Annotated in this window: 18 protein-coding genes; 7 read left to right on the top strand and 11 right to left on the bottom strand. The window is 54.6% G+C overall.

The window, feature by feature from the left end:
* Nucleotides 1-7 precede the first annotated feature (7 nt).
* Genes C7476_RS02145 through ureG form a run of 4 tightly spaced genes read left to right on the top strand, consistent with a single transcriptional unit; the run spans nucleotide 8 to nucleotide 2,283 of the window.
* The gene (locus tag C7476_RS02145) at nucleotides 8-520 is read left to right on the top strand and encodes a DinB family protein (RefSeq protein ID WP_181872321.1); all 513 of its coding nucleotides are present in this window, start codon (nucleotides 8-10) and stop codon (nucleotides 518-520) included.
* Nucleotides 520-1,005 carry an urease accessory protein UreE gene (gene ureE / locus C7476_RS02140; protein ID WP_114428248.1) on the top strand — a complete coding sequence of 162 codons (486 nt, stop codon included), beginning with the start codon at nucleotides 520-522 and terminating at the stop codon, nucleotides 1,003-1,005. Before C7476_RS02145 ends, ureE begins: the two co-directional genes overlap by 1 nt.
* Nucleotides 953-1,663: an urease accessory protein UreF gene (locus tag C7476_RS02135; RefSeq protein WP_425373931.1), complete on the top strand. Its 711-nt coding sequence runs from the start codon at nucleotides 953-955 to the stop codon at nucleotides 1,661-1,663. Before ureE ends, C7476_RS02135 begins: the two co-directional genes overlap by 53 nt.
* The gene (gene ureG / locus C7476_RS02130; protein WP_114428246.1) at nucleotides 1,660-2,283 is read left to right on the top strand and encodes an urease accessory protein UreG; all 624 of its coding nucleotides are present in this window, start codon (nucleotides 1,660-1,662) and stop codon (nucleotides 2,281-2,283) included. Before C7476_RS02135 ends, ureG begins: the two co-directional genes overlap by 4 nt.
* On the opposite strand, the gene C7476_RS02125 is transcribed toward ureG, so the two are convergent.
* The 7 genes from C7476_RS02125 to C7476_RS02095 all read right to left on the bottom strand — a co-directional run bounded on the left by C7476_RS02125 (nucleotide 2,266) and on the right by C7476_RS02095 (nucleotide 8,077).
* Complete coding sequence (locus C7476_RS02125) at nucleotides 2,266-3,285, bottom strand: LLM class flavin-dependent oxidoreductase (protein ID WP_114428537.1); 1,020 nt, start codon at nucleotides 3,283-3,285, stop codon at nucleotides 2,266-2,268. The genes ureG and C7476_RS02125 overlap by 18 nt on opposite strands.
* 96 nt (nucleotides 3,286-3,381) lie before the next feature.
* Complete coding sequence (locus C7476_RS02120) at nucleotides 3,382-3,585, bottom strand: hypothetical protein (protein WP_114428245.1); 204 nt, start codon at nucleotides 3,583-3,585, stop codon at nucleotides 3,382-3,384.
* Between the two features lie 344 nt (nucleotides 3,586-3,929).
* A complete protein-coding gene (locus tag C7476_RS02115; protein WP_114428244.1) occupies nucleotides 3,930-4,286 on the bottom strand; it encodes a hypothetical protein in 357 nt (118 codons plus the stop codon).
* Nucleotides 4,287-4,734: 448 nt separating this feature from the next.
* Nucleotides 4,735-4,950 (bottom strand): hypothetical protein, encoded by a 216-nt coding sequence (locus C7476_RS02110; protein ID WP_114428243.1) that lies wholly within the window; start codon nucleotides 4,948-4,950, stop codon nucleotides 4,735-4,737.
* A 124-nt stretch (nucleotides 4,951-5,074) separates the two neighbouring features.
* Nucleotides 5,075-6,346 carry a glycerate kinase type-2 family protein gene (locus C7476_RS02105; RefSeq protein ID WP_425373930.1) on the bottom strand — a complete coding sequence of 424 codons (1,272 nt, stop codon included), beginning with the start codon at nucleotides 6,344-6,346 and terminating at the stop codon, nucleotides 5,075-5,077.
* A gap of 5 nt (nucleotides 6,347-6,351) precedes the next feature.
* Complete coding sequence (locus C7476_RS02100) at nucleotides 6,352-6,663, bottom strand: Dabb family protein (RefSeq protein WP_114428241.1); 312 nt, start codon at nucleotides 6,661-6,663, stop codon at nucleotides 6,352-6,354.
* A 106-nt stretch (nucleotides 6,664-6,769) separates the two neighbouring features.
* Nucleotides 6,770-8,077 (bottom strand): amidase, encoded by a 1,308-nt coding sequence (locus tag C7476_RS02095; RefSeq protein ID WP_114428240.1) that lies wholly within the window; start codon nucleotides 8,075-8,077, stop codon nucleotides 6,770-6,772.
* 216 nt (nucleotides 8,078-8,293) lie between these two features.
* On the opposite strand from C7476_RS02095, the gene C7476_RS02090 reads away from it, so the two are divergent.
* The 3 genes from C7476_RS02090 (at nucleotide 8,294) to C7476_RS02075 (ending at nucleotide 11,444) form a co-directional block, all read left to right on the top strand.
* Nucleotides 8,294-8,437, top strand: coding sequence for a DUF1127 domain-containing protein (locus C7476_RS02090; protein ID WP_112526153.1), 144 nt, complete (start codon nucleotides 8,294-8,296; stop codon nucleotides 8,435-8,437).
* Nucleotides 8,438-9,208: 771 nt separating this feature from the next.
* A complete protein-coding gene (locus C7476_RS02085) occupies nucleotides 9,209-10,021 on the top strand; it encodes a helix-turn-helix transcriptional regulator (RefSeq protein ID WP_114428239.1) in 813 nt (270 codons plus the stop codon).
* A 1,162-nt stretch (nucleotides 10,022-11,183) separates the two neighbouring features.
* Nucleotides 11,184-11,444, top strand: a complete 261-nt coding sequence (locus tag C7476_RS02075) for a hypothetical protein (RefSeq protein WP_114428238.1) — start codon at nucleotides 11,184-11,186, stop codon at nucleotides 11,442-11,444.
* A 385-nt stretch (nucleotides 11,445-11,829) separates the two neighbouring features.
* Here the strand turns inward: C7476_RS02075 and C7476_RS02070 are convergent, their stop codons facing one another.
* The 4 genes from C7476_RS02070 to C7476_RS02055 all read right to left on the bottom strand — a co-directional run bounded on the left by C7476_RS02070 (nucleotide 11,830) and on the right by C7476_RS02055 (nucleotide 14,864).
* Nucleotides 11,830-12,570 (bottom strand): TfuA-like protein, encoded by a 741-nt coding sequence (locus tag C7476_RS02070; RefSeq protein WP_114428237.1) that lies wholly within the window; start codon nucleotides 12,568-12,570, stop codon nucleotides 11,830-11,832.
* Nucleotides 12,571-12,579: 9 nt separating this feature from the next.
* A complete protein-coding gene (locus tag C7476_RS02065) occupies nucleotides 12,580-13,836 on the bottom strand; it encodes a YcaO-like family protein (RefSeq protein WP_181872320.1) in 1,257 nt (418 codons plus the stop codon).
* Nucleotides 13,837-13,912: 76 nt separating this feature from the next.
* Entirely contained in the window at nucleotides 13,913-14,509 is a 597-nt protein-coding gene (locus C7476_RS02060) for a hypothetical protein (protein WP_114428235.1), read from the bottom strand.
* Nucleotides 14,510-14,621: 112 nt separating this feature from the next.
* Nucleotides 14,622-14,864, bottom strand: coding sequence for a hypothetical protein (locus C7476_RS02055; protein ID WP_106715443.1), 243 nt, complete (start codon nucleotides 14,862-14,864; stop codon nucleotides 14,622-14,624).
* Between the last annotated feature and the right edge of the window lie 12 nt (nucleotides 14,865-14,876).

Genomic DNA, 14,876 nt, shown 5'->3' with positions numbered 1-14,876 from the left:
GAACAAAGTGAAGGATCAATTCGGGCGGCTTGCGTACTATAACAAATGGGCCAATGGGCGGATTTACGCGGCAGCCGGTGCCCTTGACCACGAAGATTATTTCGCCGACAGACGTGCATTTTTCAAATCTGTACACGGCACGCTCAACCATATCCTGGCCATCGACAAATTATGGTTCGGTCGCTTCACGGGGGACCTTTATGCGATCCCTTCCATGGATGTGATTCTACACGATAACTTCAAAGACTTGCACGCGGCGCGCATCGCCCTGGACGATCACATCATCGACGTGGTCGACGCTATGGACGAGGCTTCGATCAAAGGCGTCTTTCGTTGGATCACCACCGAAGGCCAGCCATATACCTCGACCTTGGATCGTGCTTTGACGCAAATTTTCAACCACCAGACGCATCATCGCGGCCAGGTACATACGCTGCTTTCGCAACTGACCGGTGACGCACCGCCGATCGACTTCTTCCTGTGCATGAACGATGATTTTCATGAGAAAGGCCAAGCGTGATGAAGCGTGTCACCAGCCATAGCCACGCCGGGCGTTATCACGGCATGCCGTTCGATCGCGTTGTGCTGGCCCATGACGAGCGGCATTTGCGGCGCAAGGTACTGACACTACAGAAGGGCGAACAAATACTTGTCGATTTGCCGGAGGCTATCGCGTTCGAGCATGGCGACGTGCTTGTTCTTGAGGATGGGAGAATGGCCGAGATCATTGCGGCGGATGAAGCGCTCTACGAGGTCACGCCGCGGGATCGCCGGCATCTGTCGGAACTGGCCTGGCATCTTGGCAATCGTCATCTGCCGGCGCAACTGGAAGAAAGCCGCATCGTCATCCTGCGCGACCACGTGATCAAGGCGATGTTACAAGGTCTTGGCGCGAAGGTTACCGAGATCACTGCGCCGTTCCATCCATTGCACGGCGCATATCATAGCGGGAATGGGCATTCGCACGCGCATGATCATCAACACCACGATCATGCCCATGGCTGACCTTGCCCCAAATACCGCGCTTCTGCGCCTCATGACGTGGCTTTCCCCAGCTTTTCCTGTCGGGGCGTTTTCATACAGTCATGGCATCGAGCGGGCAGTGCATGATGGTTTGATCCACGACAAGGCATCACTGCAGGACTGGCTTGTTGAACTCATGAACCATGGCTCGGTCTGGAACGATGCGGTTCTGTTTGCGGCAAGCTGGAGGGATGCGGATACGGGTGGCAGCTGCCTCGAACAATCAGAGCTCGGGGAGGCGATGGCAGGTTCGAAAGAGCGGCACATGGAGACCATGCTGCAAGGCAATGCTTTCGTGCAGGCTATTGGACATTGGAGCGGCAGGGATTCTGGCGCTGCACAGATGCCCTATCCCGTCGCCGTCGCCATGGTTGCAGCCCGGAACAGGGTTGCATGTGAACCAGCGCTTGCCGCCTATCTTCATGCCGTCGTTTCCAACCTCATTCAAGGCGCCGTCCGGTTGGTGCCACTCGGACAGAGCCATGGCGTATCGTTGATGGCGGCAATGGAAACGCAAATCGTGGCGGTCACTGAGCGTGCCGCGAGTTCCAGCCTTGATGATCTGGGCTCGGCTGCCATCATGTCCGACATCATGGCCATGCAACATGAAACACAATATTCGAGGGTATTTCGCTCATGATTTCGCAAAACGGACCGCTTCGCATCGGGATTGGCGGGCCAGTTGGTTCCGGCAAGACCACTGTCACCGAAATGTTGTGCAAAGCGCTGCGTCACCGCTATTCCATCGCTGTCGTTACCAATGATATCTACACGAAGGAAGACGCGCTGATCCTCAACCGGCTGCAAGCCCTGCCCGAGGACCGGATCATGGGTGTAGAGACAGGCGGTTGTCCGCACACGGCCATCCGGGAAGACGCGACAATCAACCTGCAGGCTATCGCCGAGATGAACAAGCGCCATCCCGATCTCGATATCGTCTTTATCGAGTCCGGCGGGGATAATCTGGCCGCAACTTTCTCACCCGATCTCGCTGACTTGACCATTTATGTGATTTCGGTTTGCCAAGGCGAAAAAATACCGCGCAAAGGCGGGCCGGGCATCACCCGCTCGGATTTGCTGATCATCAACAAAAAGGACCTTGCGCCCCATGTCGGCGCTGATCTCGATGTGATGGATGCGGATACCAAGGTTCAGCGCGGAGCGAAACCCTATGTGTTCACCGACATGCTGCGCAGAAACGGCCTTGACGACGTGATCGCCTTTATCGAAGCGGCAGGCGGTCTACGCGAGGCGGCTTAGTGGTGCAGCTTCGGGCCGCTTGATCATGGTTTCAGCGAGAATCTCGTAAGAGCGGATTCTTGCTGGATGATCGAAAATCTGGCCTGTGACCATAATCTCGTCTGCCCCCGTGCGCACGATGAAATCCTGAACGCCGGCTTTGACGGTCTCCGGCGACCCGACGACCGAGCAAGATAGAGCCTGACGCAAAATCGCCTTCGCGTGGAGGTCGAGCGTTTCTTCATAGCCTCGCACTGGCGCTGGTAATGGTCCGGGATTGCCGGTACGCAGATTGACGAAGGCCTGCTGCTGCGATGTTTGCAGAAGCTTTGCCTCATCATCGGTTTCTGCGGCGAAGACGTTAAGTCCCAGCATCACATAAGGCTTGTCGAGATATTCGGATGGTTCGAACCGGGCGCGATAGATCTCGATCGCCCGCTCCATTTCAGCCGGTGCAAAATGCGATGCGAAGGCATAAGGCAAACCGAGCGCCGCCGCGAGCTGTGCGCCGAAAAGGCTGGAGCCCAATATCCAGACAGGCACTTTCGTTCCGGCGCCGGGAACAGCTATCACGCGCTGGCCAGGCTCGGGATCGCGGAAATACCCCATCAACTCGACCACATCCTGCGGGAAGCCGTTGATGTCCTGATCGAGATTGCGGCGCAATGCCTGGGCAGTGATCTGATCCGTGCCCGGCGCACGACCGACACCGAGATCGATACGGCCCGGATGCAAGGAAGCCAGCGTGCCGAAAGCTTCTGCCACCATCAGCGGTGAATGGTTCGGCAGCATGATACCACCGGCACCAAGCCGGATTTTCGACGTGCCAGCCGCGACATGCGCGATGACAACGGCTGTCGCCGCGCTGGCAATACCGCGCATGCTATGATGCTCGGCAAGCCAAAGGCGGTTATAGCCAAGTCGCTCCGCGTTTTGCGCAAGATCCAGCGAATTACGAAGGGACTGTGCGGCATCGCTGCCAGCAACAATCGGTGAAAGGTCAAGGACAGATAGCGGGGTCATTGCCTTCATATAAGCGAGCGGCGCAAACGCACAATAACAGAGCGCGATTTCATGATTCACAAAAATTGAAGCTTGATTGAATGGGAAGGACGCGATTCAAAGGTGGCGTGCGCGGGACGATTCCAGGCGCAGTTCCATACCGACCACGGCGCGCGTTTCCTGTGACAACTGCTCATCAGATTCACGGATTGCAGTTTCGATGAAATAGGCAATCATCTCGAAACCAGCATTATCCGCCACGGTGCACAATTTTGAGAGTTCTGTTTTTAATACTTCGAGTGTTTGTGCTCTCTTGTTCATGCTGTTCTCTCCATATCCCGTGAACCGCAATAGTGAGTTGTATCCCACTAAAATCTTCTCGCATTAGTGCAAGGACAAAAGCCATGCGACCAATGTGCTTATCAACAAATTCCCCGATACTTTCGAAGAAATTTCCAGCGATGGTTAAATTATGATTGTTGATTCCACCAAGACTGCGCAGATAACATTATTCTCGAAATACGCGAATTGAAAAGCCCTTTAATTACTACAAATATTCGTGAATAAATGGCGCTAATCCATAAATTTTTTCTAAAATTTTACTGATCGATTTACAAGTGAATGAATGCATTGATATATTTTATTCGATCATCGAATAATCTGCACTAAAAACCGGAAAGTTGCACTTTAGCTTTTCCGCATATTTCTTTCGATCCGGACTCTTCTGCCTTGTCGATGTGGCCAGAAGCGAGATCCGAAACGATTTCGACCGCTATGTCTTCCGGCAATCCGGTTTCCCGCATCCCCGCTTTCATCGCCGCTTCGCTGGCTTCATCGGTCCCGCATATATACGCTCTGGCCTCAAGCAGGGCAGCCCGTTCGAATTGTCGATTGCTGACCTCACTAACGTCCTCCGACGCTTGTGCCTGATTTTTGATATTGAACGCATTGGCCGGCAATATAGCGGCCGACGCAAAGAGCGCCGCTGCGAGAATGGGTATCGATGATTTGTAGAAGCGCATTTTCCTGCCCCTTCCAACCACATCTGGAGGCCAGCGTTTATCGCCATATAAGCCTCGTTCATGGATTATTAACGGATGGGGACTGGTTCCGTTCCTGATGCATAGTCAATTGGCCGTGATCGGAGCGTGACGCCTCGGCGATGAGATTGCTGCGTTGCACAAAATGCATTGCTGCTATGCAATATTGTCTGTATTAAATCAGGACAGTTGAGTTATTGTCAGATCAGGAATTTTCGACAGCGTCACCTCCTCCCGGCCCTGTCGAAACGGACGGCCTCTTCTCCTCCCAGAAGGCCTTCCATAACCAACGAAACCCACCGCACCTCCTCCCGCGGTGGGTTTTGTTGTTTTAGGCCCTGCTCTCTTCTCCAGAAATTGACCTGCCGTATAATGCAAAACGCCGCCCCGACGCTGTAGTCGGAGACGGCGTCGCATAGCAAAAATGTAGTTACTGCGCGACAGGCTTCGCTGCAGCCGCTGCGGCAGACTCACTCAGGCTGGGCTCCTTGGAGGGAGTTGCGCGCTGTGTCAGGGATTTGGGTGGCGGGACAAAATGCGTATCCTTGGCAGGTGAAGGCCCCGCGGGAGTGGTCGTCTTTGGTGTGGTTGTGCAACCCGTGACGATCATGAGAGACAGAGCGATCAGGGACAGTGCTATCCGCATTCGACTTTCCTTATGTTGCGCCAGAAGATGGCGCGGATCGTTGTATTCCAGGCAGTTCACGCTGGCATGAATCGGCCACTGTTGACCATCCAAAGATGGCGATTAAGCGTCCGTCGGCCGACAATCAACGAATGAGAATGGCCCGCAGATCGTTGACATTGGTGCCGGTAGGACCGGGGACGAATAAATCGTCGATCGCATCAAATGCTGTCCAGGCATCGTTTTTGTTGAGTAAGGATGATGCGTCATGCCCTTTGGCAAATAACCGGGCAATACTGGTGCTATCGGCAAATCCGCCGGCATTGTCTTCGGAACCGTCGATGCCATCGGTGTCTGCCGCAAAGGCGGTGATCCCGTCTGCTCCATCGATATCGATCGCAAGCGACAGGAGAAATTCGCTGTTGCGACCGCCCTTGCCCTTGCCCCGCACTGTTACAGTCGTCTCTCCGCCGGAAAGTATAACGACGGGCTTTTTGAACGGTTGATCCTTGGCAAGTACCTGTTTCGCCATTGCCGCATGGACGTGTGCGACTTCACGTGCTTCGCCCTCGATTGCATCGGAGAGTATGACTGCCTCGACGCCTAAATTGCGAGCGGTCTTCGCCGCTGCCTCAAGCGATACACCGGCTGAGGCAATCACATGATGCTCGTGGCCGGCAAAAACCGCGTCAGAGGGTTTTGGCGCATCAGCGTTTGCTGAGCGCAGATGCGCGAGCGCTGCTGCCGGCAGGTCGAGATTGTAACGCTCGACGATCTTCAAGGCATCCTCCCGCGTCGTTGCATCGGTCACGGTGGGGCCGGAAGCCACGAATGCAGGATTGTCGCCGGGAATGTCCGAGACGATCAGCGAATAGACACGCGCCGGGTAAGCTGCCGCAGCCAGACGCCCGCCCTTTATAGTCGACAGATGCTTGCGTACAGCATTCATCGCCGCAATTGGCGCGCCGGATGCAAGTAGCATCTTGTTGACGATGATTTCATCCTCAAGGGTCATGCCTAGCGGCGGAGACGGCAACAGCGCAGAACCACCGCCCGAGATCAACGCGACCACAAGATCATCTTCTTTCAGCCCCGAGACTATTTCAAGCAGGCGCTTTGAAGCCACCAGACCTGCGGCGTCCGGAACCGGGTGCGATGCTTCGATGATCTCGATATGTTTGCAAGGCGCACCGAATCCATAGCGTGTGACGACAAGACCTTCGAGCGGAGAATCTCCGTGTTTCGCTGCCCACGCTTTCTCGAAAGCGCTGGCCATTTGCGCCGAGCCTTTGCCCGCGCCAATGACGATGGTCCGTCCTTTTGGCTTCGGAGGGAGATGCGCCGTAATGGTCCGCTCCGGATCCGCCGCTTCGACTGCAGCCTGAAACAGCTTCGTGAAGAATTCCTTGTCCTGCATCGGTCTCAAACTTCCATATCAAAAACGAAAACACCGTCAGTGCCACCGGCGGTCGAAGCAACGATCCGCCGGGCGATTTCCTGGTGTTCCGGATGAACAAGATAGGCGTTACGCGCCGCCGCATCGGCAAAATCGAGGATAAAGCCTTCAGAAAATCCCTTGTCCATGCCCTCCTCAGGGCTGACATTTCCTCCGGACGTGATGGTCAGCGCAGCCGGCAGCTTTGCGCACAAAGTTTCAAGATCGCGGTAGATGGATTGGCGGTCCAACGACGGCACGTCGTCACGAAAACGCATAAACACACAATGACGGATCATAGAAGTAACTTTCCTTAAAAGGCGTGGCGCATCCTGACGAGATTCCCGGAAATTGCGAGTGCTATTTCGAGTTGTTTCATGATTATCATTTCAAATGAGCCGGCGACTATATAGCTGAGGATAGAAGCTGTTCCACGGACAGAGCCATGGCCAGCAGCCGTCTGTCCGCACCATGTTGAGCGACAAGCATCAGCCCGCCCGGCAAAGTCAGGCCCGGCATTGGCAGACTTATCGCCGTCAGATCGAACTGATTGGCAAGCTGCGTATTGCGCAGGAGCAGCGTTTCAACCTGCTTGTAAACGGCGTCGTCCCTCACCGAGGCGATCGTGGGCGCGGCGACAGGTGTCGTCGGCAAGGCGAACAGGTCAAAGTCGGAAATTCGTTGATCCATCTGCCGCACGAGCGCCCGTCGCTTCTGCATCAGCTTGATATAATCGGATTCGGAAACACCAAGACGACGCAACAGCGGACGCTGGACGCGCTGATCAACGTCGAGCGTCTCATCATGCAGCCATTCAGCGTGGATCCGGCTGGCTTCAATGCCGGCGATAGACCCGATCGACGTTGCCTGGGCCAACGCATCGATCAGATCATCAACCAAACAATCGATAATGATTGCCCCCGCTTTTGCGCAAACCTGCAGGCAGCGTTCGAAGGCATCGGCAATCGGCTTTTCCGTCTCCGCAAGCAGTTGCCCTCGCGGCACACCTATCCGCAGTCCATTCAGGGAAATCGGCTCGGGGACCGGGACCGTCTCCCCCGCCATAACAGCATCGGTGATCGCGCAATCGGTAACGGACCGCGCCAATGGCCCAATGGAATCGAGGCTTGGCGACAACGGGAACGCACCTTGCAGCGGTACACGCTTGGCTGTCGGTTTAAATCCAACGACTCCGTTCAGCGCTGCAGGAATACGCACGGACCCTCCAGTATCCGAGCCTATGGCGATTTCGCTGGTGTCCTCCACCACCGATATGCCAGCGCCAATGGACGATCCACCGGCGACGCGATCCGGATCGACGGCGTTCGGTGCTACTGGATAATGCGGGTTCAGCCCGACAGCGGTGAACGCAAATTCGGTCATGATCGTCTTGCCGATGATCACCGCCCCAGCAGCACGTAGTCTTTCAACAATGAGAGCGTCGGCAATTGCCGGATTGGCGGTACGCCGGATAGTCGAACCGGCCAGCGTAGGTTCGCCTGCGACGTCGAAGAGATCCTTGATCGACACGATCCGCCCGTCGAGCGGTCCGAAACCGGCCCCCTCGCGCCGGCGACGATCGGCAGCATCAGCCTCGCGCTGCGCCGTTTCGGGATAGAGTTTGACGAAGACGCGCTCATCTTTGTCGCGTGCCGTCAGTCGTGCCAGTCTTTCCTCAAGCCTGTCTCGAGCGGTCGTAACTGGCTGTGACATGGTTTATCCTGGAGAGATAGAAGGGTGTTGCTGGCCCTTATAGCTGCAAGTATCCGTTCATGAAAAGCCTCGCGTCGAAAGCTGGCGGCAAGCGATCAAATTGCCTCATACCGGTATGCACCAAAAGCAATGCTGCCGTGCAACATTTGCAATTTTAAATCGATACAAATCGAAGCATAGTTGTTTCCAGGGAGGGCAATAAAAGGGGTAAGACCAATGAGCCTTCGCAACCGTATTCATAAATATCGTCAGTACCGGCAGAATCTCCACGAACTGCGTTCGTGCACCGATCGCAATCTTGCTGATCTCGGCATCGCACGCACCGACATTCGCCGTATTGCCTGGATGGCCTGCATCTAATAGACAATCGTGCCGTTGAATTGATAGCGCCGCAGCCCAAAGCTGCCGGCGCTGTTCTCGTTTAAAGGTTCAGATTGCCGGAACGATCGCGGCTTGGCCAGTATTCGAAGAACGTGCTCTCATGCGTTTGAATAAGAATATCATTCCCGGGTGGTGGATTAGACCACGAATGCGGGCGAGTTCGTTGCAGGAGATGCTGATCCGCGCAAGCTAGATTTCGTGCTTCTGTTCGCCCGTCGCATCAGCCACGGAATGCGATGGAAAAAAAATACATCACATCGATATCCGCTACTTATGTTCACGCGTTGATACTTGGTGCAACTCCAGACAGCTAATATAAAATCCAAACCGGCGGACGTCGTGCCGCGAGGGCCCGATCCAAAGCTACCAATATTGCTTAGACCTTTTGGCTGCACCCGACTGCGCGAGTCGCCCTCTGGCCGGCGCCCTAGTTATCGGCGCCTTACGGTGGTTTCTTCGACGCTCGGGCGCCACAATAGACGCCAAGAATGCGCGACCGTGGGTTCAACACGAACAATAGTGGACTGGCCAAGGCCCGGACAACCCACCGTCTTTGCAGGCTAAATCACACTTGCTTATGTCACGACCGCGTCACGCGGCATTTATTAATCCTCTATTAATCAACACGGGTAGCGGGGGGCTTACTGTCAGGTTGAGGCAAATGAATAAAAGAACTTATTGGGCTAAGCGAAAACGCAAATAAATCCTGAAGAGAAATACTCTTCTCATCAAAGGGCGTAGGGAACTATTATGAGCGGAACAACACCTGATCATATTCATTATGCATCGAAGCTTGAAGGCGACTCAAAGTTCAAAAGCGGCATATTCATCTATGCCGAATCGGGAGTGGTATTTCAGGGCCTGGTTCAATCCCTGGAGAGAACATTTCCCGACATCGATGTTCACCTGTCCAGCAAATTCGTCGAATACGAAAAGTTTGATGAAGATGTTGGCCTCGTGCTTATTCACAGCGGCTTTGTCGCCGATGTAACCGAGTCCATCGCACGCTTCAAAAAGCGCTTTCCCAGCGCATCGATCACAATGATGATCGATGAAAACAGCGCCGGTTTACAAGAGTTGAACAGCCTGTTCGACAATCGGCAGGTCCAGGGACTTCTTCCTTTCAGTCTCAAACTCGATATCTGGCTGGCGGTGATCTGGCTGCTGCTGAATGGTGGTGAATATTATCCTTCGGCGATCATACGTTCAATCGAGAAGAACTCGGCCGGCGGTCACGCGAATGCTTTCGGCAACCAGGGAAAAAACAGTTCGGGTGTCGTCAAGCAGATCAAGACACTGACACTCCGCGAAACTCAGATCCTGGAGCTTCTGTCGGAAGGTCTGCAGAACAAGATCATTGCGGATCGGTTGTCGCTCTCCGAACACACCGTCAAGGTTCATGTGCACAATCTTATTCGCAAGCTTCGGGTTCACAATCGCACCCAAGCTGCAGCGGTATACCGGAACAGCATGGACCAGGAGGCGTACCAGCCCCCTTTTAAAGCGTACGGTACGGGGATGGGTCGCGTTGACGGCTCGCTTGAGATGGCCCGGGCCGTATAAATCAAAAAATGTCCCGCACTAATGACGTATTGATGCTGGTGGGCAAACTCAACTATACGTAGACGAACACCGAAAGCCTGTTCGTCTACCTTATTGCCCACCTGCTCAACACCAACAAGGAAGCTGCAACGTCATCTTCCTGACGTTGAACACGACAAGAACCCGCATCGATCTGCTGGAGCGCTCTGGCAAAGATTCGCTCGACAGGTCCGGAAACCAAAAGTGCCGTACTAACGATAACCAGCAGAATGACGCCGCGAGTAGCGCCTGCGCAACAAATACAACCATTGTATTTATTCTTTTGGCAACACAGGGAGCTTTGCATCGAGCTGACTGATGTGCATCTTCGATACGGACGACAAGCTGAACTATGGCAAAAGTCGAAGCGCGCTGGACGATGCCCAGAAAAAGCCAATTCAAGCTACAATCGACGCCTTCATCGCGTGAACAAATCGACCTAAAGCTCAAAAACAATCCAGGTCTGACGCTCCAGGCGCACTAGCGCCACAAGTAATATCTTGCAACCCACCGCTCACTTCCAAGCGCGGAAGGCCTTGTTTCGGAGCTATAACAATTATTACTACGGTTTCACTAGTACTGTTAATCAATTTTAATTATTGACGAAAGAGCAATATACTATAACTTATTTGTCAAAAGCGAATCAAAAAAACTGCAAAACAAAGAAGAACTATAAATACAAATGAAGTAGTTTTTCCGGATATCCATATTTGTACTGAGTTGACCCTATAGGTACTTCTTGATGGGGCATAGGGAGCGCAGGTTATATGGCATATAACCATGATCTTTGTAGTAATGCCTTGGTTTTTCCTGAACTACAAAGGCAAATAGAGAAATGAATTGGGTCGTTGGGGGGCCCGAATTATGCCGTATAGAGAAAAACCGCTGAACGAACAGCGGAGAAAAAACACAATGGGAACGGTCCGCCTTCTCCATGAGATGGCGTCTTATATCCCTGCGATTGCCGGGCTCACCGTCCAGTTCCCGGCATCGGCCAGAACTTTCCTGGCCACGCGTGGCAAAGAGTTTCTCCGTTGCACATCCCGATCCAAGGCAGAAGGCAGTTGCCGAGCATAGCGCCGGCCCTGCCCCAGGCCAAAGGAACGGGAAATGCAATCTCACGCAACATTTGCCAAGGGTACTCATGCGAAATCGCCTGCAGACATTCTGCCCCTCAAAGACAGTGCATTCGCGCATCGTGAATGCACTGTGGATAGAGTTTGGCGGAACCCCATGGAATATGCCGCCAGATTGGGAGCCCGAGCGTGCGTGGGCGCGACAGCTTGATCTGACACTGATTCCCAATCTCGGCCCGATGTCCGTCGCAATTCTCGATCAATGGCTTGCCGCCGACGACGATGACGAAAGCGATGAGGGTACAGAGCGGACGGGCGGCGCGGAGTAGCTCTCTTCCGGAAATTTTAGCAAGATACGAGAAAGAAAAACGCGCCCTGGGAAGGGCGCGCAATGCATGGCTTTCACCTGTCGTTTTCTGAACTTTATTTTGTAACTAATCCCCTACTAGACCAGTGCTACGCCGAAATTCTGAGTTTACTGTTTATAGAATATTTAGAATTCCGGCGTAGGTCCCCCACTGACTGCCCGCTTGCTCCCACACACGCTTGAATGCTTTTTTGTTTGTTTTCATGCGCTAAACTTGCGACCACGTGATGAGATTATGTTTCACAGCGTTACGCAAGCGTGACTCAAATGCCTTTTTCTCGTGTTTTTTCAAGATGTCACGTAATTAATATGGGTTAGGCGCAATCAGGACGAAATTATCGGTACGTTCAGACCCGAAGCTTGCTCCACTGCGTGGTTTCGTTGAATTGCCATCCGGCGAAATCAGGCCGCAGCTCTGTGACCGGGGTAGCGCTTTTGCGCTCCAGAAGAACGTCGAGCAGCATCGCGGCGTCTTCACGCTTGATATTGCGGATATGCGGTTTCAATCGTTCGGCCGCGCGATCCATCTCGGGCGCGACAACCTCAAATATCCGCCGCCAAGTCCGATCCTTGAAAAACACGGCATCCGCACGCGTGCGAATCAGAGCGTATTCCCCGGCATCGATTGTTCCGGCGGCAAGCGCCGCATCGAGCGTTGCGTCGATGGTTACCATGGCTTCGCTGAAGGCGACATAACCGAATTCGGCCGGCGCATGAACCTGCGCGACGGCGGCATCGTCTTCCAGGCCGCCAAAGGCATAACGTTCGAACACTTCGCCGATGCCGATCATCCCAAACGGATGGCACTCGGCAGCGCGCAAGGCGCCCATGCTGGCCGCGCCGTAGACAATGGCGCCTCGCGACAGCGCATAGAGAATTTCCTTGTGCCAGACAGCAGCAACGTCTTCGAACCGCCCGTCGACCAATGCGATGACGCCGAAGCCTTGATCTATCGCATGGGTGATATCACCGCATTTGGCGGGGCCGCGGCAGGTCAACCCATATTCAGGCAGCACGCGGTCTTCACCGCCTCGCACAGGTACAAATTCCGTTCCGGAAAGGCTTGGCCCCGCAAACAGGATCCTCATCGCCCTCTCCTATTGCCGAAGCATGACGTTGAGCGCGCGCCCGCCAAAGCGATGCTTGCGGATACCGGCCGGACTTTCCAGCTCGTTGACCAAAACACGGCAGACTGACATCCCGTAGTCCTCGCCGCCCATGGGAACGACAACGACGCTGCCAATACCGCGCCGGCGCAAAGGTTCGAGATAGGTTTCGAGGCTGGCTCGATCCGCAGGTTCTGGCTCGTCGAACCGCCAATGATCAGTTGGTTCGGCGTGGATGTAGACGCCGAGATCCGGCGCAAGGCGCTGTGCATATTCGGAGGGGTCGAAATCATCGCGCGCGCCGGAAATATTGGTGATTCGTGTCTGTGCGGCCTCGGTAATGGCTCGCATTGCCGCAACGCAGGGCGACAAATGACAGCCGTAACCAGCGGCGAGATCGAAATGCAGATAAGTGCCATGCTGTGTCGCCGGGCTGATCGTCGCCATGAAAACGGGCAGGCCGATGTCCGACGTCACATTGAACAGCCGCAAGACAAAGTTTGCAGCGGCGATCCGCTCGGCCAGCCAGTCAATGCCGCTATCGCCGAAAACCGCCGGATCGACACAATGTGCCTGCACACCGGCGTCGCGTTGAAAGCGCCATAACTCGGTCGCATCGCGTTCGACACGCTCGCACAATCCGTGAATGACTGCTTCCAGCAGGCAATTGCCCGAGGCGAGACCATCGGTCGACTGGCAATAGTGCCAGGATTGCCGCGCCGAGGTGAAATCGAGCGAGACGAGTTCGCGCGGCACAAAAACCGGCTTCTGTTTCAAAAGGTCGAAGCCTTCGAGCCAATAATCGTTCTCATCGGCTCCGGCCTCGTCCGCGCCGCGCATCAACAGCATGCGCCCATCAAATACATCGTGGCCGGCGTCGCGTAACTCGCGGCGGCAGGCGGCAAAGGAAGCAAGCGGAACATCTTCGGCAATGGCGATTTCGGCGGCTTCCATCACAGCGGAAGCGCGGGCATGGGCGGCGCTGATGCCTTTGCCCTGGCTGACGGCCAATGTCCGGCTGTTGGGGCGTACGGCCATCCACACGGGGATGCCGATCCGGTCGAGGCCGGTCACCTCGGCCATCCGGACGATGCCCAAACGCGGAAAGTGCGGCCGCAACCGGCTCACGGTTTCGTCCGCATCAATCAGTCTTGTCGATGACGGTTCTCCTGGGCGGAAAGCAGAACGAAGGTTCGCTTCGTCTGCCGCCAGCCGGTCAAGAACCGGAAGCTCGGCCAATGGTTTCATTGCCACTCCATCAGGCCGCAAAACACGCATTTATTTGCAAACTATCCAAATGCTGGATAGCCGCTTGCAACAGTATTTAGTTTAGTGCCGCGGGACCAGCGGAATGCGCCCGTTCCGACGGATTGCTGCGGTACCCACTGGCCACAACCGGACCGGCAGAATGCGCCCGTTCCGATGGATTGCTGCGATACACGCTGTCCACAACCGGACCAGCGGAATGCGCACGCTCCGATGGATTGCTGCGATACACGCTGTCCACAACCGGGCCAGCGGAATGCGCACGCTCTGACGGATTGCTGCGGTACACGCTGTCCACAACCGGACTGCTCGAGTGAGCACGATCAGATGTTTCATCCCGTGCGTTCACTGTTACGACGATATCTGCTTCTTTCGACGCAGGGCCAAAGAAATGCGCACGGTCCGACGGATCATTCCGCCTGCCCGCAGTCATTACCATACCGCTAGAATGAGCGCGACCAGTAGCGTCACTCCGGTTTCCATCGGCAGCAAAGATATTTCCGGGCCGATTGGCAATCGAATCAATGAATTCACTGCCAGCCAGTCCGGAAGAGGCGATTAAATCACGATCGAGAGGCTCGATCGTTTGAGTTTCAGAGTCGACGAGCCAAAGCGCGTTCGTCTCTGGATCATTCATGATGTAAAACGTTGCCATGCGAATAACCTTTCTATGAAGGAGAGCCCACATGGCGAACGTATGACGATTCTATTTTAGATCAAGAAAAGAATTGTCTCATCTTGTTTTCCGCTCGTATTTTAGTTTGTTTTTATTTTTTGTCAGGTCCGTTAGAGTGCATTTTAGTATCAGCCGCCGACCGACTGTCCGTAGCAACAGCAATATTTATTCCCTTAACTACCGACACCCCATTTTTTCGCGCCTCTTTGACGTCCTTAAAAAAATCGGAACCCTGGAGATCGGCATCCGTCAGTTGTTCGACACTCTTACTCTGTACATCAACCAACCACAGTTCGTCTTTTCCGGCTTCGCCGACAATGAAATACTTCGCCATGCAGATGGGTCC

This window comes from Phyllobacterium bourgognense (assembly GCF_003337575.1).
Lineage (GTDB): Bacteria > Pseudomonadota > Alphaproteobacteria > Rhizobiales > Rhizobiaceae > Phyllobacterium > Phyllobacterium bourgognense.
This window is presented reverse-complemented; position numbering and strand designations above follow the sequence as displayed.